Annotated in this window: 16 protein-coding genes and 1 riboswitch; of the genes, 10 read left to right on the forward strand and 6 right to left on the reverse strand. The window is 75.2% G+C overall.

Translation table 11 applies throughout. The features are described 5' to 3' along the window. Positions 1–128 precede the first annotated feature (128 nt). Together IF43_RS0121665 and IF43_RS0121670 are read right to left on the reverse strand one after the other, a co-directional pair. Positions 129–1,727, reverse strand: a complete 1,599-nt coding sequence (locus tag IF43_RS0121665) for an ABC-F family ATP-binding cassette domain-containing protein (protein ID WP_030203201.1) — start codon at positions 1,725–1,727, stop codon at positions 129–131. Between the two features lie 168 nt (positions 1,728–1,895). Beyond that, entirely contained in the window at positions 1,896–2,591 is a 696-nt protein-coding gene (locus tag IF43_RS0121670) for a PQQ-binding-like beta-propeller repeat protein (protein WP_051795793.1), read from the reverse strand. 197 nt (positions 2,592–2,788) lie between these two features. On the opposite strand from IF43_RS0121670, the gene IF43_RS0121675 reads away from it, so the two are divergent. Beyond that, positions 2,789–3,679: a neutral zinc metallopeptidase gene (locus tag IF43_RS0121675; protein ID WP_030203205.1), complete on the forward strand. Its 891-nt coding sequence runs from the start codon at positions 2,789–2,791 to the stop codon at positions 3,677–3,679. A gap of 83 nt (positions 3,680–3,762) precedes the next feature. Then, positions 3,763–4,158 (forward strand): VOC family protein, encoded by a 396-nt coding sequence (locus tag IF43_RS0121680; RefSeq protein ID WP_030203208.1) that lies wholly within the window; start codon positions 3,763–3,765, stop codon positions 4,156–4,158. A 37-nt stretch (positions 4,159–4,195) separates the two neighbouring features. Here IF43_RS0121680 and IF43_RS0121690 read toward each other — a convergent pair whose 3' ends face one another. Together IF43_RS0121690 and IF43_RS0121695 are read right to left on the reverse strand one after the other, a co-directional pair. After that, positions 4,196–5,515 (reverse strand): hypothetical protein, encoded by a 1,320-nt coding sequence (locus tag IF43_RS0121690; RefSeq protein ID WP_030203211.1) that lies wholly within the window; start codon positions 5,513–5,515, stop codon positions 4,196–4,198. Positions 5,516–5,749: 234 nt separating this feature from the next. Continuing rightward, on the reverse strand, positions 5,750–6,877 hold the full coding sequence (locus IF43_RS0121695) for an alpha/beta hydrolase (protein ID WP_030203215.1): 1,128 nt from the start codon (positions 6,875–6,877) through the stop codon (positions 5,750–5,752). Positions 6,878–7,161: 284 nt separating this feature from the next. On the opposite strand from IF43_RS0121695, the gene IF43_RS0121700 reads away from it, so the two are divergent. The 7 genes from IF43_RS0121700 (at position 7,162) to IF43_RS0121730 (ending at position 15,789) form a co-directional block, all read left to right on the forward strand. Continuing rightward, positions 7,162–8,412 (forward strand): inorganic phosphate transporter, encoded by a 1,251-nt coding sequence (locus IF43_RS0121700; protein WP_030203218.1) that lies wholly within the window; start codon positions 7,162–7,164, stop codon positions 8,410–8,412. A 38-nt stretch (positions 8,413–8,450) separates the two neighbouring features. After that, positions 8,451–8,672 carry a hypothetical protein gene (locus IF43_RS0121705; RefSeq protein ID WP_030203219.1) on the forward strand — a complete coding sequence of 74 codons (222 nt, stop codon included), beginning with the start codon at positions 8,451–8,453 and terminating at the stop codon, positions 8,670–8,672. Between the two features lie 245 nt (positions 8,673–8,917). Further along, positions 8,918–9,012: riboswitch (cobalamin riboswitch) on the forward strand. A 55-nt stretch (positions 9,013–9,067) separates the two neighbouring features. Continuing rightward, a complete protein-coding gene (locus IF43_RS0121710) occupies positions 9,068–10,105 on the forward strand; it encodes a cobalamin biosynthesis protein (RefSeq protein ID WP_078910343.1) in 1,038 nt (345 codons plus the stop codon). Beyond that, a complete protein-coding gene (locus tag IF43_RS0121715; protein ID WP_030203221.1) occupies positions 10,102–11,628 on the forward strand; it encodes a cobyric acid synthase in 1,527 nt (508 codons plus the stop codon). The genes IF43_RS0121710 and IF43_RS0121715 overlap by 4 nt, the downstream gene beginning before the upstream one ends. Continuing rightward, a complete protein-coding gene (locus tag IF43_RS0121720; RefSeq protein ID WP_030203222.1) occupies positions 11,625–13,754 on the forward strand; it encodes a putative cobaltochelatase in 2,130 nt (709 codons plus the stop codon). Before IF43_RS0121715 ends, IF43_RS0121720 begins: the two co-directional genes overlap by 4 nt. Further along, the gene (cobO, locus tag IF43_RS0121725; RefSeq protein ID WP_030203223.1) at positions 13,754–14,353 is read left to right on the forward strand and encodes a cob(I)yrinic acid a,c-diamide adenosyltransferase; all 600 of its coding nucleotides are present in this window, start codon (positions 13,754–13,756) and stop codon (positions 14,351–14,353) included. The genes IF43_RS0121720 and cobO overlap by 1 nt, the downstream gene beginning before the upstream one ends. Beyond that, a complete protein-coding gene (locus IF43_RS0121730; protein ID WP_037889451.1) occupies positions 14,347–15,789 on the forward strand; it encodes a cobyrinate a,c-diamide synthase in 1,443 nt (480 codons plus the stop codon). Before cobO ends, IF43_RS0121730 begins: the two co-directional genes overlap by 7 nt. Before the next feature lie 11 nt (positions 15,790–15,800). On the opposite strand, the gene IF43_RS0121735 is transcribed toward IF43_RS0121730, so the two are convergent. Further along, complete coding sequence (locus IF43_RS0121735) at positions 15,801–16,610, reverse strand: ZIP family metal transporter (protein ID WP_030203225.1); 810 nt, start codon at positions 16,608–16,610, stop codon at positions 15,801–15,803. A 149-nt stretch (positions 16,611–16,759) separates the two neighbouring features. Between IF43_RS0121735 and cobC the strand changes: the two genes are divergently transcribed. Beyond that, positions 16,760–18,202, forward strand: coding sequence for an Rv2231c family pyridoxal phosphate-dependent protein CobC (gene cobC, locus IF43_RS0121740; protein ID WP_078910346.1), 1,443 nt, complete (start codon positions 16,760–16,762; stop codon positions 18,200–18,202). Between the two features lie 185 nt (positions 18,203–18,387). Here cobC and IF43_RS0121745 read toward each other — a convergent pair whose 3' ends face one another. Continuing rightward, the gene (locus IF43_RS0121745; protein WP_030203227.1) at positions 18,388–19,344 is read right to left on the reverse strand and encodes an SCO1860 family LAETG-anchored protein; all 957 of its coding nucleotides are present in this window, start codon (positions 19,342–19,344) and stop codon (positions 18,388–18,390) included. Between the last annotated feature and the right edge of the window lie 409 nt (positions 19,345–19,753).

The following is a 19,753-nucleotide window of genomic DNA, read 5'->3' on the forward strand; positions in this document are numbered from 1 at the left end:
GGCCAGCACGCAGAGGTACCAGTCCGTCTCACTCAGATGATGGATCACGCATGGGCCGAATGATCCAGAAGCCTCCGGATCATTCGCCCCGAACGGGCCGGGCGGCCCGGGCGGGCCGCCGGGGCGGCTCAGGCGAGCGCGACCAGGTCCTTGTAGTCAGGGCCCCACAGGTCCTCGATGCCGTCCGGGAGCAGGATGATCCGCTCCGGTTCCAGCGCGTCGACCGCGCCCTCGTCGTGCGTGACGAGGATGACCGCGCCCTTGTACGTGCGCAGGGCGCCCAGGATCTCCTCGCGGCTGGCCGGGTCGAGGTTGTTCGTCGGCTCGTCGAGCAGCAGCACGTTCGCCGAGGAGACCACCAGCGTGGCCAGGGCCAGCCGGGTCTTCTCGCCACCGGAGAGCACCCCGGCCGGCTTGTCGACGTCGTCCCCGGAGAACAGGAACGAGCCGAGCACCTTGCGGACCTCGACCAGGTCGAGGTCGGGGGCGGCGGAGCGCATGTTCTCCAGGACGCTGCGGTCCGGGTCGAGGGTCTCGTGCTCCTGGGCGTAGTAGCCGAGCTTGAGGCCGTGGCCCGGGGTGACCCCGCCGGTGTCGGGCTGCTCGACACCCGCGAGCAGGCGCAGCAGGGTGGTCTTGCCGGCGCCGTTGAGGCCGAGGATGACCACGCGGGAGCCCTTGTCGATGGCCAGGTCGACGTCCGTGAAGATCTCCAGCGAGCCGTACGACTTCGACAGGCCCTCCGCGGTGAGCGGGGTCTTGCCGCAGGCCGCGGGCTCGGGGAAGCGCAGCTTGGCGACCTTGTCGGAGACGCGCACGGCGTCCAGGCCGGCCAGCAGGCGGTCGGCGCGCTTGGCCATGTTCTGGGCGGCCACGGTCTTGGTGGCCTTGGCGCGCATCTTGTCGGCCTGGGCGTTGAGGGCGGCGGCCTTCTTCTCGGCGTTCTGGCGCTCGCGCTTGCGGCGCTTCTCGTCGGCCTCGCGCTGCTGCTGGTAGAGCTTCCAGCCCATGTTGTAGACGTCGATCACCGAGCGGTTGGCGTCGAGGTAGAAGACCTTGTTGACGACCGTCTCGACCAGGTCGACGTCGTGGGAGATCACGATGAAGCCGCCGCGGTACGTCTTGAGGTAGTCGCGCAGCCAGATGATCGAGTCGGCGTCGAGGTGGTTGGTCGGCTCGTCGAGGAGCAGGGTGTCGGCGTCCGAGAAGAGGATCCGGGCCAGCTCGACGCGGCGCCGCTGACCGCCGGAGAGGGTGTGCAGGGGCTGGCCGAGCACGCGGTCGGGCAGGCCGAGGGCGGCCGAGATGGTGGCGGCCTCGGACTCGGCCGCGTAGCCGCCCTTGGTGAGGAACTCGGTCTCCTGGCGCTCGTACTGGCGCAGGGCCTTCTCGCGGGTGGCACCGGCGCCGTTGGCGATGCGGTCCTCGTTGGCGCGCATCTTCTTGATGAGGACGTCCAGGCCGCGGGCGGACAGGATCCGGTCGCGGGCGAGGACGTCGAGGTCGCCGGTGCGCGGGTCCTGCGGCAGGTAGCCGACCTCGCCCGAGCGGGCGATGCTGCCGCCGGCGGGCTGACCCTCGCCGGCCAGGCACTTGGTGAGGGTGGTCTTGCCCGCTCCGTTGCGGCCGACGAGGCCGATGCGGTCGCCCTTGGCGACGCGGAACGAGGCGTTCTCGATGAGGATGCGGGCGCCGGCGCGCAGCTCGATGCCGGTGGCGGTGATCACGGAAATGCTCCAGGGCGGTTCGGACGGCGGAAGGGGGGCGGTGATGCGTGCTTCGCGTGCTTCGACGCCGCTAATCCGCGAGGAGATTTGCCATGGGTGTAAGTCTAACGGGGGTACGCAACCAGATTTCGGCGCTGTGAGTGGGTTCACTGCGTTCCGCCCCTGCGGTCACGGCCGCGCGGCGCTCCCCGCGGCGGGCCGGCGGTCGCCCGGGCGCTCGTTGGCCAGGGGGCGGCGGGTGGGGCTGACCCGGCCGAGGGCGTCGATCGCCACGATGCCCTCCTGCCAGGGCAGGTCGGCGTCGGTGCAGGGCCGGGGTACCAGCAGCACGCCGCCGACGCGGAGCGGCCCGTCGGGCCGGAAGGCGCAGTCGGCGGGGGCGGGGAACGTCCAGCGCAGGTCGCCGTCGGCGGTGCGGTACGCCGAGATGCGGGCGGGGGTCACCACGGCGAGCATGCGCGTCCCCGGGTCGAGGGCCCACGGGGCGCCGGCGGCCGCGTCGGGCATGGCCCGGTGCCAGCGCACGGCGCCGGTCCGGCGGTCGGTGTCGGTGATCAGCCCGTCGTCCCAGAGGGCGACCGCGTGGCCGGGCACGGCCAGCAGGTCGGCGGGCCTGCGGCCGGCGCGGCGGTAGGTCCACAGCGGCGCGCCGGTGGCGGCGACGCGGGCGACGACGGCCGCGCCGTCGGTCCGTACCGCGGGCTCGGCGACGGGCCGGACCGGGCCGGGGTGGACGGTGAGCCGGTCCCCGTACGGGGTTCCGCCGACGCCGTGGACGGTGCCGGCGAGCGGGGCGGCGGCGGCCGCGGCGAGCAGCGCCGGGACGGCTGCGCGGGCGGCCCGGCGGACGGCGTTGCGGTGCACGGGCGCCGAGCCTAGTGGGGCGGTCCGGGGCGCGCCGGGGGGCGGCGGGCCCGGGTCGCCCGTTCGGCCCCGGCCGCCGCGGCTCGCCCGTTCGGCCCCGGCCGCCGCGGCTCGCCCGTTCGGCCCTCGCCCAGCGCCGGGCCGGCGCCGCCGTAACAGGATGAGGGGGTCGGTAGCCGGAGCGAGGCGGTGCGGCCATGCAGTTCGACGACGATGCCGACCTGGACACGTCCGAGGTCCAGGACGTGCGCGGCAGCCGCATCCCGGGCGGCCGCGCCACGATCGGCGGCGGCCTCGTGGGCCTGGTCGCGCTCCTGCTCGCGCTGTTCTTCGGGGTGGGTCCGGAGCAGTTGGGGATCTCCTCGGGGGACACCGAGCCGCAGACGACCGCGTCGTCGGTCTCGCAGGTGCAGCAGGCGTGCCGGACCGGCCGGGACGCGAACGCGCGCGAGGACTGCCGGCTGGTGGCGGTCGTCAACAGCACGCAGGACTTCTGGCGGCAGGAGTTCGCCCGCAGGGGTGGTGCGTACACGCCCGCCTCGACGGTGTTCTTCTCCCAGCGGGTGCCCACGGCGTGCGGGACGGCGACCTCGGCGGTGGGGCCGTTCTACTGCCCGGGCGATCGGAAGGTGTACCTGGACCTGGGGTTCTTCGAGGAGCTGCGGACCACGTTCGGCGCCTCGGGCGGGCCGTTCGCGCAGGCGTACGTGGTGGCGCACGAGTACGGGCACCACGTGCAGAACCTGATGGGGACGCTGGCCCGCGCCCAGGACGGCGGGACCGGCGCGAACAGCACCGCGGTGAAGGTGGAGCTGCAGGCCGACTGCTACGCGGGGGTGTGGGCGCACCACGCGACGCGCACCCCGGACGAGTCCACGGGACGGCCGCTGATCACGAAGCTGACGGACGAGGACATCCAGGAGGGGCTGGACGCGGCGGCGGCGGTGGGCGACGACCGGATCCAGGAGCGGTTCCAGGGGCGGGTGTCGCCGGAGTCGTGGACGCACGGGTCGGCCGAGCAGCGCCGGCGGTGGTTCTACCAGGGCTACCGCACGGGCGACATGGCGCAGTGCAACACCTTCCGCTGAGCGGTCCGGTCGCCTCCCGGGGACTGTCACACCCTCCTGCCAGACTGTGCCGTGGGTCACTCTCACGAGAGGAAGTGGTCGACATGGCAGGCAGTCCGACCGTCTGTCCGACGCTGTTGTACACCGACGCGAAGGCGGCCCTCCGGCTGCTGACGGAAGCCTTCGGCTTCACCCGGGTCGCGGTGTACGAGTCCGACGACGGCACCGTGATGCACGCGGAGCTGGCGTACGGGACCGGCGTCGTGATGCTGGGCAGCAAGGGGCGGGGCGGGGTCTTCGACACGGCGATGGGGGACGCGGGTCCCGCGGGCGTGTACGTGGTGGTGGAGGACGTCGACGCGCACCACAAGCGGGCCGTGGAGCACGGGGTCGAGATCCTGATGGAGCCCACCGACCAGGACTACGGCTCGCGGGACTACACGGCCCGCGACGGCGAGGGCAACATCTGGAGCTTCGGCACGTACGCCCCGGCGGTCTGACCCGGGCGGGGGTCGGGGCGGCGACCCCCGCACCCCGTCAGGCGCCGCCGGTGTGGACCTGGAAGGCGGCCCGGCGCACGGCCTTGGCCAGGGCCGGGTCGGGGTGCGCGGCGGCCAGGGCGACGAGTACCTGCACGGTGCGCGGGTGCCCGACCGCGCGCACCTCGTCGAGCAGGTGGGGCACGGTGGTACGGACCGCCGAGTCGAGGTGGCGCACGAGGAGTTCGTTCTCGCCGTGGTCGGCGACGGCCGCGGCCGTGTCCACCCACAGCCAGGTCGACTCCTCGCGGGTGAGCACCTCCTGGACGTCCTCGGGGTCGGCACCGTCGTGCTCGGCGAGCCAGAGCAGCGCGTACGGGCGCAGGGTGGGGTCGGCGGCCGCGGCGCGGACGTCCGGTTCGGCAGGGGCGCCGACCACGCGCAGCGCCTCGAAGGCGAGGCCGCGCAGCAGGGCGTCCTCGCCGCGGGCGGCCTGGAGCAGCTCGGCGATGGCGCTGCCGACGGGCCGGGCGGCGAGCCAGGCGCGGTACTCGGCGCGCGCCGCGCCGGGGGTGAGGCGGGCGCAGCCGAGGAGCATGTTGGCGGCGGGCTGCTCGATGTTCCCGCCGGCGGGGCTCTGGGCGGCGACGCAGATCTGCTCCAGCTTGACCCACACCGCCCAGCTGCCGAGCGGGGTGAGGGTGGCGCGCTTGGGGCCGAGGGTGAGGGCGTCGACCGCGGCCAGGGCGCCGAGCGCCCAGCGCAGCAGCCGGGCGAGGGCGGCCGGGTCGGGGGCGCCCGCGGTGTCGGCCGCGTCCTCGGGGCTCTCGTACGGGACCTCGCAGCGCTCGTCGCGCAGCTCGGCCACGCGCTGGCCGAGGAGGTCGAGCAGGGCGGGCACCGTCACCGGCCCGGCGGAGAGCTGGAGCAGCGACAGCAGTTGCGGCATGGCCTCGACGACCTCGGCCACGACCTCGGGGGCGAGGTCGGCGGGCGCGGGGTGGATGAGGGACCAGGCGTCGAAGAGGGCGACCCAGCCGCGCAGCACGGCGGAGTCGTCGCTGTCCCAGGCGCGCAGCCGCCAGCCGGGACGGGCACTGGTGCCGTGCATCTCGACGAGACCGGCGAGCCGGGCGCGGTCCCAGGCGGCACGGATCTGGCCCGGGGTCAGGCGCAGGTCCGCGGCGGCCCGTTCGGCGGTGGCGGCGGGCAGGGTGCCGGGGCGGCCGTCGTCGGACGCGTCGCCGGGGTGCGCGGCGGCCCAGCGGGTGAGCCGCACCTCGTCGGCGAGTGACGCTCTGGCCCGGTTGGCGAGTTCGGCGGGGGCCGGGGTGCCGACGGGCGGGCGGGGTGCCGGTCGGGTCCGCCGGTTCGTCACCGCCTCGCGGGCGGCGGCCACGGACGGCGGGGAGACGAGTCGGAGTCGGGAGTCGCGCGCCAGCTGCTCATCAGGCTTTCGGGACGTCACGGAGAGCAGTCTCGCCCTTCATCGGCCGAAAGCCCAAACGGAACCGGCCGTTGCCATGGGCGTGTTCACGTCATCGTGACAAGTGCGGGGCAGGTGGGGCCTGGTGAGAGCCGCGTCACAGGGGGGAGTCCGCCGGGGGCGTGGTCACACGAGGGGGGTGAGGAAGCGGCGCAGGGCCTCCTCGTAGGCGGCGGGGGACGCGTTCCACATGGCCGCGTGCGGGGCCTCCTGGATGCTGTACAGCGTGACGAGGTCCGGTCGGCGGTCGGCGAGCCGGCGGGTCAGGCCCCAGGGGGCGAGGCTGTCGCCGGGGCCGTGGAAGACCAGGACCGGCACCTGCAGCCCGTCGGGGTCGGCGGCCTCCGGCAGCCGGTCGCCGCGCAGCCCGGTCCGGCCCTGGGCGGCCCGGACGGCGAGCGGCACCAGGGGTCCCGGCGTGCCGCGGGCGGCGGCCAGGGCGCGCAGGGTGACGTGCCAGTCGAGTACCGGGGAATCGAGGACGAGGCCGACGATGCGGTCGCGCAGCGCGGAACGCGAGGCGGCGTGCAGCGCCATGGAAGCGCCGGTGGACCAGCCGTAGAGGACGACCCGCTCGGCGCCGAAGCGCACGGCGTAGCGGATGGCGGCGTCCAGGTCGCGCCACTCGGACTCGCCGAGGTGCCCCAGGCCGTCCGGGGAGGCGGGGGCGCCGAGGTCGTTGCGGTAGGCGAGGTCGAGGACGGGCACGCGCTGGCCGTGCAGGAAGGGGATCAGGTTCATGGGGTGCTCGCGGGTGGTGCCCAGCCCGTGCACCGTGATGACCCAGGTGCGGCGGGGGCCGGGCACGAACCACGCGGGCAGCGCGCCCAGCTCTCCGGGTACGTCGACGTCGGCGTACCCGAGCCCGAGGGCGCTGCCCGGGTCGCCGCGGTGCAGCGAGGGGGTGAAGCGCACGCGGGTGCCGGGGACCAGCTCGCCGTGGGTGACCCGGTCGAGGCGGCGCACGACGGTGTCGGGGTCGTGCGCGACGCCGTCGAGGACCGGGCCGACCACCGCGTGGACGCCGGGGGCGTCCAGCCCGTACGTGCCGGGGCGCAGCGCGGCCAGGCTGCGGGTGAGCGCGACGCGCCCGTCCACGGCGGAGTGGACGCTGAGCGGGACGGGGTCCGGCAGGGGCCGGCCGGGGGCGGGCCTGAGCACGGCGTCGCCGGCGTAGCGGCCGGCGACGACCGCCGCCGCGCCGGCGCCGACGAGGGCGGTGACGGCAGCTGCCGTCGCTGTCACGGTGCGCACCGCTCCAGTCTCGGAGGCGGGGGGCCCGACGGCCAGCGGAGGGGCGTCCGGGGAGTGATGTGGATCTCATCGCCGGGGGCCTCGGCGACTCTCCGTAACGGGGAGACTTGTCTTGTTCACCTACCCCTGACATGCATTTTTACGGACATGAGCGGCAGAATCCGGACAAGACGGGGCGGTATCCGGCCCTCCGGTACACCGGTCCGCCCGACTCAGTTCATCTTCCGTTCACTCAGATTGCCTACGGTCGCCTAGCCACTGACCTCAAACAGAAGCCTGGGTAAATGGAGCACATAACGCTTCTCCTCGGGATCGTGATCGTTACCGCTCTCGTGTTCGACTTCACGAACGGTTTCCACGACACCGCCAACGCGATGGCGACCACCATCTCGACTGGCGCTCTCAAGCCCAAGACGGCGGTGGCCATGTCCGCCGTGCTCAACCTCGTCGGCGCGTTCATGTCCGTTGAGGTCGCCAAGACGATCTCCAAGGGCCTGGTCAACGAGGACGGCATCCAGCCCGAAGTGATCTTCGCCGCGCTCGTCGGCGCGATCCTCTGGAACCTCGTGACGTGGCTGGTGGGCCTCCCCTCCAGCTCCTCGCACGCCCTCATGGGCGGTCTCGTCGGTGCCGCCGTCGCCTCCGCCGGCCTCGGCGCCGTCAACGGCAGCACCCTGGTCACCAAGGTCCTCATCCCGGCCGTCGCCGCCCCGCTCGTCGCGGGCGTGGCCTCGATGGTCGCGACCCGCGCCACGTACAAGTTCGGCAGCAAGGTCGACCAGAAGACCTCCGCCAAGGGCTACCGGGCCGGCCAGATCGCCTCCGCGGGCCTGGTCTCCCTGGCCCACGGCACCAACGACGCCCAGAAGACGATGGGCATCATCACCCTGGCCCTGGTCGCCGGTGGCGCCATCGCGCCCGGCTCCAACCCGCCGGTCTGGGTCATCGTCTCCGCCGGCATGGCGATCGCGCTCGGCACCTACCTCGGCGGCTGGCGCATCATCCGCACCATGGGCTCGGGCCTGACCGACCTCCAGCCGCAGCAGGGCTTCGCCGCCCAGACCTCGGCCGCGAGCGTCATCCTGTCCTCGGCCAACCTCGGCTTCTCGCTCTCCACCACCCACGCGTGCTCCGGTGCCGTCATGGGCGCCGGCCTCGGCCGCAAGGGCGGCGTGGTCCGCTGGTCCACCGCGACCCGCATGTTCATCGCCTGGGGCCTGACCCTGCCGGCCGCCGCCCTCGTCGGCGCGGGTGCCGAGTGGGTCATGCGCATCGGCACGGTGGGCGTCGTCGCCGTCACCGTCTTCCTGATCGGCTCCTGCCTGGCCATCTGGCTGATCTCGCGCCGCCAGGTCGTCGACCACCACAACGTCAACGACCTCGACGCCGAGGAGCCGGGCGTGGTCACCACGGCCATCGCGGCCGTCACCCCGCCGCCGGCCGGCACCACGGCCGCCGTCACGGACGAGGACCTCAAGGCCACCATCCCGGCCCCCGCCCAGCCCGAGGCCCCCCAGGCCCCGGCCGCGGTCTGACCGGCCGCAGCAACCCAGAGGACTAGAGGACTTTCGGTATGGACATCGACTGGGCAGCTCTCGGCTCCGTCTTCGGCGTCAGCCTCGGCGCGACCGTCGCCCTGGTGACCCTGTTCACCCTCGGCATCGTCGGCCTCTCGAAGCACGAGGCCGCGGTCGAGCAGGGCGGCGCGGCTCACCTCGCCCGCACGGGTGCCTTCGCCGCCTTCGCCGCCTGCGCGGCGGCCGTGGCGTACGGGATCTACCTCATCGTCACCTGACGGAGCCGACAGGCATCGTCACCTGATCGACCCGACAGCGTGCTCCCCCGCAGGTTCTCCCGCGGGGGAGTTTTCGCATGCCCGGGCATCCGCCGGGGCACCCGCCCGGGCTCCCGGGGACGGCCCGCGGTCCGCGCCGGGCCGGGGCTTCCGCGCGCCCCGGCGTGCACCTCGCCGCAGGTCAACGGCGAGTTGACGGGCTATCGCGGTGCGTGGTGGACTGCCCGAGCCATCACGGCGGCAGGAGAGGAAGTCCGGTGCGAATCCGGCGCGGTCCCGCCACTGTCACCGGGGAGTTCGTGCGGCCCGACCGTACGCGCGGCCCGGGAGCCAGGAACTCTCACCGCCGGTTACGTCGAACCAGGGCGCGGACCCTGAGTGAGGACATACCTGCCATGCGTGCCGATCGCGTGTTCGCGTACGGCGCGGCGGTGGGCCTGATCGGCGACCGGATCCTGGGCGATCCGCGCCGCGGGCATCCCGTCGCAGCTTTCGGACGGGCCGCGGCCGCCGTGGAGCGCGCCCTGTGGCGCGACCACCGGGGCCTCGGAGCCGTGCACACCCTCGTCTGCGCCGGCGGCGCCGCCGCGCTCGGCGTGCTCGCCGCCCGCGCCGTGCGCTCCCGCCCGGCCCCCGCCCGGATCGCCCTGACCGCCGCCGCCACCTGGGCCGTCGTGGGCGGCACCTCCCTGGCCCGCGAGGCCCGCGCCATCGGCGGGGCACTGGCCGCCGGGGACGCCGACGTCGCCCGGGAGCGCCTCCCCCACCTGTGCGGTCGCGACCCGCAGCACCTGGACGAGCAGGAGATCGCCCGGGCCGTCGTGGAGTCGGTCGCCGAGAACACCTCCGACGCCGTGGTCGGCGCCCTGGTCTGGGGCGCCCTGGCCGGCGTACCCGGGCTGGTCGCCTTCCGGGCCGTGAACACCCTGGACGCGATGGTCGGCCACAGGTCCCCCCGCTACCTCCGCTACGGCTGGGCCTCGGCCCGCCTCGACGACCTCGCGGGCTGGCCCGGCGCCCGCCTGACGGCCGCCGCGGCCGTGCTGGCGGGCCCGGACCGTCGGGGGGCGGTCCGGGCCTGGCGGCAGGACGCCGCCAGGCATCCGAGCCCCAACGCCGGACCCGTGGAGTCCGCCTTCGCCGGCGCGCTGGGCGTCCGCATGGGCGGCACCCTGTCCTACGCCGGCCGGACCGAGCACCGCGCCGTGCTCAACGGCGACGCCCGCCCGGTGGCCGTGCCCGACATCGAGCGGGCCGTCCGGCTGTCCCGGCAGGTCACCTGGATCGCGCTGGGCGCCTGCGTGGCGGCCCGGGCGCTGGCCGCGCGGAGCCCGGTACCCCGGGCCGGCGGACGCCGGGCCCCCCGGCGCCCGACCCCGGGACCCCGGTCCCTCGTACGTACGGTCACGACACGGAAGGCGGCGCGCGGATGAGCGGCGGCGCACGGGCCGGCGGCGGACTGCTGGTCGCCGGCACCACCTCGGACGCCGGGAAGAGCGTGGTCACGGCGGGCATCTGCCGCTGGCTGGCCCGCAAGGGCGTCAAGGTCGCGCCCTTCAAGGCGCAGAACATGTCCCTGAACTCCTTCGTCACCCGCGAGGGCGCCGAGATCGGCCGCGCCCAGGCCATGCAGGCCCAGGCGGCCCGCGTCGAGCCCACCGCGCTGATGAACCCGGTGCTCCTCAAGCCGGGCGGCGACCGCAGCAGCCAGGTCGTGCTGCTGGGCAAGCCGGTGGGCGAGATGAGCGCCCGCGGCTACCACGGCGGCCGCCAGGAGCAGCTGCTCGGCGTGGTGACGGACTGCCTGGCCCGGCTTCGGGGCATGTACGACGCCGTGATCTGCGAAGGGGCCGGCAGTCCGGCCGAGATCAACCTGCGGCGCACCGACATCGTCAACATGGGCATCGCGCGCGCCGCCCGCTTCCCCGTCGTCGTGGTCGGCGACATCGACAGGGGCGGGGTCTTCGCCTCGTTCTTCGGCACCACCGCCCTGCTGAGCGCGGCCGACCAGGAGCTGGTGGCCGGCTACCTGGTCAACAAGTTCCGCGGCGACGTCTCCCTGCTGGAGCCGGGGCTGGAGATGCTGCGCGGACTCACCGGCCGGTCGACGTACGGCGTCCTGCCCTTCCAGCACGGTCTGGGCATCGACGAGGAGGACGGCCTGCGGGTCTCGCTGCGCGGCGCGGTGCGCGAGTCGGTGGTGGCCCCGCCGGTGGGCGAGGACGTGCTGCGGGTCGCTGTGTGCGCGGTGCCGCTGATGTCGAACTTCACCGACGTCGACGCGCTGGCCGCCGAGCCGGGCGTGGTCGTGCGGTTCGTGGACCGGCCGGAGGAGCTGGCGGACGCCGATCTGGCCGTCGTACCGGGCACCCGCGGCACGGTGAAGGCCCTGGCCTGGCTGCGCGAGCGCGGGCTGGCCGACGCCCTGGTGCGGCGGGCCGCCGAGGGGCGGCCGGTGCTGGGCATCTGCGGCGGGTTCCAGGCGCTGGGCGAGCACATCGAGGACGAGGTCGAGTCGAAGGCCGGCTCGGTCGACGGTCTCGGGCTGCTGCCCGTACGGATCCGCTTCGAGCGGGAGAAGACCCTGGCCCGGCCCTCCGGCACGGCCCTCGGCGAACCGGTCGAGGGGTACGAGATCCACCACGGCGTCGCGGACGTGCGCGGCGGCGAGCCCTTCCTGGACGGCTGCCGGGTGGGCTCGGTGTGGGGCACCCACTGGCACGGCTCGCTGGAGTCCGACGGCTTCCGGCGGGCGTTCCTGCGCGAGGTCGCCGCCGCCGCGGGCCGCCGGTTCGTACCGGCGCCGGACACGTCCTTCGGGACGCTGCGCGAGGAGCAGCTGGACCTGCTGGGCGACCTGATCGAGGAACACGCCGACACCGCCGCGCTGCTGCGGCTCATCGAGGCCGGCGCTCCGGCCGGCCTCCCGTTCATCGCTCCGGGGGCGCCCGCATGACCGTCCAGACCACGCAGTACCCCTTCACGGCCGTCGTCGGGATGGACGACCTGCGGCTCGCCCTGCTGCTGAACGCGGTGAGCCCGGCGGTGGGCGGCGTGCTCGTCCGCGGCGAGAAGGGCACGGCCAAGTCCACCGCGGTGCGCGCCCTGTCGGCCCTGCTGCCGCCGGTGCCGGTGGTCGCGGGCTGCCGGTTCAGCTGTGATCCCGGGCAGCCCGACCCGGGCTGCCCGGACGGGCCGCACGAGGACGACGCGGCCGCAGCGGTCACCGACCGGGCGGCGCGGATGGTGGAGCTGCCCGTCGGCGCCTCCGAGGACCGGCTGGTGGGCGCGCTGGACATCGAACGGGCGCTGGCCGAGGGCGTGAAGGCCTTCGAGCCGGGCCTGCTGGCCGACGCGCACCGCGGGATCCTGTACGTCGACGAGGTCAACCTCCTGCACGACCACCTGATCGACCTCCTGCTGGACGCGGCCGCGATGGGCGCGTCGTACGTGGAGCGCGAGGGCGTGTCGGTGCGGCACGCGGCCCGGTTCCTGCTCGTGGGCACCATGAACCCCGAGGAGGGCGAGCTGCGGCCGCAGCTGCTGGACCGGTTCGGGCTGACCGTCGAGGTCGCGGCCTCGCGCGAGCCCCGGCAGCGGGTCGAGGTGGTCCGGCGCCGGCTCGCGTACGACGCCGACCCCGCGGCCTTCGCGGCCCGCTGGTCGGGGGCGGAGGCCGAGCTGCGCGACCGGGTGGTCGCGGCCCGTGCGCTGGTGCCCTCGGTGGCACTGGGTGACGGCGTGCTGCTGCAGATCGCGGCCGTGTGCGCCGGCTTCGAGGTGGACGGTATGCGCGCCGACATCGTGATGGCCCGCACCGCCGTGGCCCTGGCCGCGTGGGCCGGTCGGACGGCGGTGCGCAAGGAGGACGTCCGGCAGGCGGCGCTGCTGGCCCTGCCGCACCGGCGGCGGCGCAACCCCTTCGACGCACCGGGTCTGGACGAGGAGAAGCTCGACCGGATCCTGGACGGCTTCCCGGACGACGAGCCGGAACCGGAGCCCGATCCGGAGCCGCAGGGGCCGGGTGACGGCTCCGACGGGCCCGACGGCGGGGACGGCCCGGACGGACCCGACGACGGCGGCGTGCCGCCACAGGGCCCGGGCCCCGCGGACGACCGCGCCGCCGAGCCGCCCGCGGCCGAGCCCGGCCCCGAGTCCGCGCCCCAGCCCGGCCCCGAGTCCGAGCCCGAGTCCGAGCCCGCCGCGGCCCCCGCGGCCGAGGTGCCGGAGCAGGCGGCCGTACGGGCCGGGGAGCCCTTCCGCGCCCGCACGCTGAGCGTGCCCGGCCTGGGCGAGGGCGCGGCGGGCCGGCGCTCGCGGGCCCGTACGGCGCACGGCCGCACCACCGCCGCGCAGCGTCCGCGCGGCCACCTGACGAAGCTGCACCTGGCCGCCACGGTGCAGGCCGCCGCCCCGCACCAGCGGGCCCGCGGCCGGTCCGGCCCCGGGCTGGTGGTGCGCCGGGACGACCTGCGCCAGGCCGTGCGCGAGGGCCGGGAGGGCAACCTCGTGCTGTTCGTCGTGGACGCCTCGGGCTCGATGGCCGCGCGGCAGCGCATGAGCGCCGTCAAGGGGGCCGTCCTCTCGCTGCTGCTGGACGCCTACCAGCGGCGGGACAAGGTCGGCCTGATCACCTTCCGGGGCAGCTCAGCCGACCTGGCCCTGCCGCCCACCTCCTCCGTGGACGCGGCCGCGGCCCGGCTGGAGAAGCTGCCCACCGGCGGGCGCACCCCGCTCGCCGCCGGGCTCCTCAAGGCGCACGAGGTGCTGCGCGTCGAACGGCTGCGGGACCCCTCGCGGCGGCCCCTGCTGGTGGTCGTCACCGACGGGCGGGCCACCGCGGGACCGGACGCGCTGGCGACGGCCGCGCGCGCGGCCCGGCTCCTCGCGGGCGGCGGCACCGCCTCCGTGGTCGTGGACTGCGAGTCCGGTCCGGTGCGGCTGGGCCTGGCCGAGCGACTCGCCGTCGACCTCGGCGGGCCGGCCGTGACCCTCGACGGGCTGCGGGCCGACTCGATCGCGGGCCTCGTGAAGGACGTACGCACCACCACCGACCACTACAGCACCAGGAAGGCCGCGTAATGCCCCAGGGACAGCCGACCGTCATCCCCGACGACGGTCTGACGACACGTCAGCGCCGCAACCGTCCGCTCGTGTTCGTGCACACCGGCCCCGGCAAGGGCAAGTCGACGGCCGCCTTCGGCCTGGCGCTGCGCGCCTGGAACCAGGGCTGGCCGATCGGGGTGTTCCAGTTCGTCAAGTCGGCCAAGTGGAAGGTGGGCGAGGAGAACGCGCTCAAGGCCCTCGGCGAGACGGGCAAGGGCGGCTCCGTCGTCTGGCACAAGATGGGCGAGGGCTGGTCCTGGGTGCAGCGCGACGCCCAGCTCGACAACGAGCAGGCCGCGCGCGAGGGCTGGGAGCAGGTCAAGCGCGACCTGGCCGCCGAGACCCACCGGCTGTACGTGCTGGACGAGTTCGCCTACCCGCTGCACTGGGGGTGGATCGACACCGACGAGGTCATCGAGGTGCTCCGCAACCGTCCCGGGCAGCAGCACGTGGTCATCACGGGCCGCAACGCGCCCGAGAAGCTGGTGGAGTTCGCGGACCTGGTCACCGAGATGACCAAGGTCAAGCACCCCATGGACACGGGCCAGAAGGGCCAGAAGGGCATCGAGTGGTGAACGTCCCGCGGCTGGTCGTCGCCGCGCCCTCGTCCGGCAGCGGGAAGACCACGGTCACGACGGGCCTGATGGCCGCGTTCACCGAGCGCGGCCTGCGGGTCTCCCCGCACAAGACCGGGCCCGACTACATCGACCCGGGCTACCACGCGCTGGCCACGGGCCGGCCGGGGCGCAACCTGGACGCGTTCATGTGCGGCCCGGACCTGGTGGCCCCGCTGTTCGCGCACGGTGCCTCCGGCTGCGACCTGGCCCTGGTCGAGGGCGTGATGGGCCTGTACGACGGGGCCGCCGGGCAGGGCGAGCTGGCCTCCACGGCGCAGGTGGCGAAGCTGCTGCGGGCGCCGGTGGTGCTGGTGGTCGACGCCTCGTCGCAGTCCCGGTCGGTGGCGGCGCTGGTGCACGGCTTCGCCTCGTTCGACCCCCAGGTGCGGCTCGGCGGCGTGATCCTCAACAAGGTCGGCTCGGACCGGCACGAGGCGATGCTGCGGGAGGCGCTGGAGGAGGCGGGCGCGACCGTGCTCGGCGTGCTGCGCCGGGCGCCGCAGGTCGCCGCGCCCTCGCGGCACCTCGGGCTGGTCCCGGTCGCCGAGCGGCGGGCCGACGCGACGGACTCCGTACGGGCCCTGGCCGAGCAGGTCCGGGCGGGCTGCGACCTCGACGCCCTCCTGGCGCTGGCGCGGTCCGCGCCGCCGCTGGCGTGCGAGGCGTGGTCGCCCGCGGCGGACCCGCGCGCGGGCACCGGGGCCCTCGCGGAGCCCGCGGCGCCCGGCTCGGGCCCCGTCGTCGCGGTGGCCGGCGGCCCCGCGTTCACGTTCTCGTACGCGGAGCACACCGAGCTGCTGTCGGCGGCCGGCGCGCAGGTGGTCACCTTCGACCCGCTGCACGACGAGGCCCTCCCCGACGGCACCAGCGGGCTGGTGATCGGCGGCGGCTTCCCCGAGGTCTACGCCCCCGAACTGGCCGCCAACGAACCGCTGCGCAAGGCCGTGGCCGAGCTCGCGGCGAGCGGCGCCCCGGTGGCCGCCGAGTGCGCGGGCCTGCTGTACCTGGCCCGCTCCCTCGACGGGAAGCCCATGTGCGGAGTGCTGGAGGCCGACGCCCGCATGTCGGAGCGCCTCACCCTCGGCTACCGCGAGGCGGTGGCGCTCGCGGACAACGCGCTCGCCGCCGCCGGCACCCGGCTGCGCGGGCACGAGTTCCACCGCACGGTGATCGAGCCGGGTGCGGGCGCGTCGGGTACGGACACCGGTCCGGCGTGGGGGTTCACGCACCCCGAGCGGCGCCTGGAGGGCTTCGTGCGGGGCGGTGTGCACGCCAGCTACCTGCACACGCACTGGGCGGCCGAGCCCTCGGTCGCCCACCGCCTGGTCGCGGCGGCGGCCCGGGCGGCGGCCCCGACCGCGGGTACCCCGCCGGGGGCGGCGGCCCCGGCATGACCCGGCCCTGCTCACTCCGCGATGCCGACCACGACCCAGATGCCCACCACTCCCCCGACCGTGCACAGCAGTGTGGACAGCGCGGGGTGCTCGTGGTGGGCCTCGGGAAGGATCTCGGCGGCGGCGAGGTAGAGCAGGGCCCCGCCGAAGAATCCCAGGTACGCCCCCAGGGGTTCCTCCGGAAGCGTGAACAGCGTGGTGGACAGGGCGCCGAGTACGGGGGCCGCCGCGTCCGCGAACAGCATGAGCAGCGCCTTGCGGCGGTCGTTGCCGTACATGCTCGTGAGCGTGTACGTGTTGAAGCCGTCGGCGAAGTCGTGGGTGATCACCGCCAGGGCCACGGCCACGCCCATGCCGCCGCCGACCTGGAAGGCCGCACCGAGCGCGATCCCGTCCATGAGGCTGTGGCCGACCATCGCCGCGGCGGCCGCGAGGCCCACCTGCGGCACCCTGGCGGTCCCGTCGGGGCGCAGCCGGTCGTGGGAGTGCCCGACGTCCTCCTCCCCGCCGTGGAGGTGCCCGGCGTGGTGGTGCCCGCCCTCTCCCCCCGCCCCGTGCGCGGCCTGCCGTACCGCCAGCAGCCGTTCCCCCACGTGGGCGACGAGGAACCCCGCCACGAACAGCAGCAGCGCGATCGGCACCCCGAAGACCTCCCGGCCGGCCGCCCCCAGGGCCTCCGGCAGCAGGTCGAGGCCGACCACGCCGAGCATCAGCCCGCCCGCCAGGCCCAGCACGAGGTGGCGCCGGTCGGTGACGCGCTGCGCCGTCCACCCGCCGGCCAGCGTCATGAAGAACGCGCCCAGAGCCACGATGACCGCCATAGGGCCCTGCTTACCGACTGCGGGTGGTTCGCGCACCTGCGCGCGGCCGAGTGGCGAGGCACACCGTTGACCGCCGGGTTGACATCCGGGAATCATCGCTGCACCCGATCCCCCCACAGTTCGAGAGGACCCTCGATTTGATCGGCTTGATATCCCGGGCGCCCGACGCCCGGGTCGTTGTCGGTGTCGGTGCCCGCAGGGGCGTGTCCGTGGACGAGGTCTGCGGAGTGGTCGAGGACGCGCTGCGCGGCGTCGGGCTGACGCCCGCCGCGGTGGCCGCGCTGGCCACGGTCGAGGGGAAGGCCGGGGAGGCGGGCATCGTCGGCGCGGCCGCCCGCTACGGCGTACCGCTGGTGGCCTACGACGCCCGGACCCTCGCCGAGGTGCCGGTGCCGCACCCCTCGGACGACGTGCTGGCGGCCGTGGGCACGTCCTCGGTCGCGGAGGCCGCCGCGCTCGCCGCGGGCGGCCGGCTGCTCGTACCCAAGCAGCGGTCGGCGCAGGCCACCTGCGCGGTCGCCACCGCCGGCGACCGGCTGGCCGGGCCGTCCGGTCCGGACCTGCGCCACCACGGGGACGCCGAGGTGCGCGGCATCGCGGGGCTGGTGGACCTGGCCGTGAACGTACGGGCGGACACGCCGCCCGCGTGGCTCAAGCACGAGATCGCCACCTCCCTGGACGCCCTGGCGGCCTACCCCGACGGGCGCGCGGCACGGGCCGCGGTCGCCGAGCGGCACGGCCTGCCGGTGGAGCGGGTGCTGCTGACGGCGGGCGCGGCGGAGGCGTTCGTGCTGCTGGCGCGGGCCCTGCCGGTGCGGCGGCCGGTGGTGGTGCACCCGCAGTTCACCGAGCCGGAGGCGGCGCTCCTGGACGCGGGCCACCGGGTGGAGCGGGTGCTGCTGCGCGAGGAGGACGGCTTCCGGCTGGATCCGGCGGCGGTCCCCGAGGAGGCGGACCTGGTGGTGGTCGGCAACCCGACCAACCCCACGTCCGTGCTGCACCCGGCAGAGACCCTGGTGCGACTGGCCCGGCCGGGCCGGCTCCTGGTGGTGGACGAGGCGTTCATGGACGCCGTCCCGGGCGAGCGCGAGGCGCTGGCGGGCCGTACCGACGTACCGGGGCTGGTCGTGCTGCGCAGCCTGACCAAGACCTGGGGGCTGGCGGGGCTGCGGATCGGCTACGTGCTGGCCGACCCCGAGACCGTGGCCCTGCTGGAGCGCGCGCAGCCGCTGTGGCCGGTGTCGACGCCGGCGCTGGTGGCGGCCGAGGCCTGCGTCTCGGAGCGGGCGCTGGCGGAGGCGGAGGAGGCCGCCCGGCAGATCGCGCGGGACCGGGACCACCTGCTGGCGGGGCTGGCGGAGTTCGAGGAGATCCGGGCGGTCCGGCCGGCCGAGGGCCCGTTCGTGCTGATCCGGGTGGACCGGGCGGACGAGGTACGGGACCGGCTGCGCACGCTGGGCTTCGCGGCCCGGCGGGGGGACACGTTCCCGGGGCTCGGCCCCGACTGGCTGCGCCTGGCGGTGCGCGACCGGGCCACGACGGGCCGGTTCCTGCAGGCCCTGGACAAGGCGCTGACCCTGACGACGCGGTAGACCGCACGCTGTGCCGAAGGGTGAGGGCGCCCTGTACCGACGCCCTCACCCTCGACGTCCCCCGGGGGCGTCTTGCGGATCGAGCCGGGCTCGCGTGGCCGGCACCGCGCCCTGATCCGGCCTGATCCGCAAGACACCCCCCGGACCTCCGGCCCCCCGCCGGCGGTCCCGCCCCCTCGGGCCGGTCAGGCCCCGCTGTCGCGGCCCCGGCCGCCGCGGCCCAGCACCAGCGCCCCCGCGCCGACGCCGACCAGCAGCAGCGCGCCGCCGGCCACGTACGGGGTGGCCGAACTGCCGCCGGTCTCGGCCAGGTTGCCTCCGGTGGTGCCGCCGGACTGCGGCTTCACGTCGGGCTTCGTGGTGTGCCCGGGCGGCGTGGGCACCGAGGTGGCGGGCAGCGTGGCCGACGGGGTCGGACCGCCTGCGGGCGTGGCGCAGGTGGCCTCGGCGAGCACGACCTCGCCGTCGACCTCGGCCACGTTCAGCTTCAGCGGGTTCACGGAGACCTTCAGCCTCAGCGCCGTCGCGGCCGCGGTCCGCGAGGTGGTCTCCCTGCTCGACAGGTCCAGCCGCACCTCGCCGACGGCGGGGACCTCGACCTTGGTGGTGCCGCCCGCGGAGAGCGTGACGCGCTTGCCGAGCACGGTGACCGCGCCGAGCACGTTCGACTCGGCCACGGGACGCCGACCGGCCTCGCACAGGGCGCGCGCGGTGACCTTCTCGACCTGGATGAGCGAGAGCAGCGGCAGACCCGGGACGTGGATCTTCGCGTTGACCAGCTTCACCGCGCCCTCGGCACGGCGCCGGTCGGCGGTGGCCGTGGCACTGGCGACGTCCGCCCGCAGCACGCTGACGGGCTTGCCCTGCTCGACCCCGTCCAGCGTCACGGTCAGCGCGGTCTTGTCGGCACTGGCCGGGGCCTGGACCTCGTTGAGGGTGGCCTTCAGCGGCACGTGCACGGTCTTGTTGAGCAGCCCGACGTCGAGTCCGGTGCGCAGCACGACGGCGCTCGCCTTTCCGCCCCCTCCGGTGGCGTGCGCGGGGCCGGCGCTGAGGAGCGCGGTGGGACCCGCGGCGAGGGCCGCGGCGGCCAGCGCGGCCGAGGAACGGCGTACGGGCGTACGGAAGGTGTTGCTGTTCAAGGTGGTGGAACCCCCAACGAGTTATGGAGCCGCGGGCGGCGCCAATGGGGGACACCGCGCGCGCCGACGGCCTCGACCCGAGGAATCCTTACGCACTGAGAGTGAACGAGCGGCAACCTGGCGTGAGTTCACTCCAAAGAGGGGTTTCCGCCTACGCATTCGAATCAGGCGACACGGTGCCCCCGCACAACCCACCCGTGGCACCCCCACCCCCACGTACGCCGCCCGCACGAGCCATACCAACGACACCGACCAGCAAGGGGTAACGCCCACGTCAACGCCCCCGCCCCGAGCGAACGGACCCGCAACTCCCCGTCGTTACGGCGACGGTCGCCCCCTCCCTCAAACCCGGCCACCACATCCTTGGCGGTGCCTGGTGGGTCCCGTGGTGTGTGGGGGAGGCGCTTGA

Source organism: Streptomyces sp. NRRL S-87, from assembly GCF_000719335.1.
Lineage (GTDB): Bacteria > Actinomycetota > Actinomycetes > Streptomycetales > Streptomycetaceae > Streptomyces.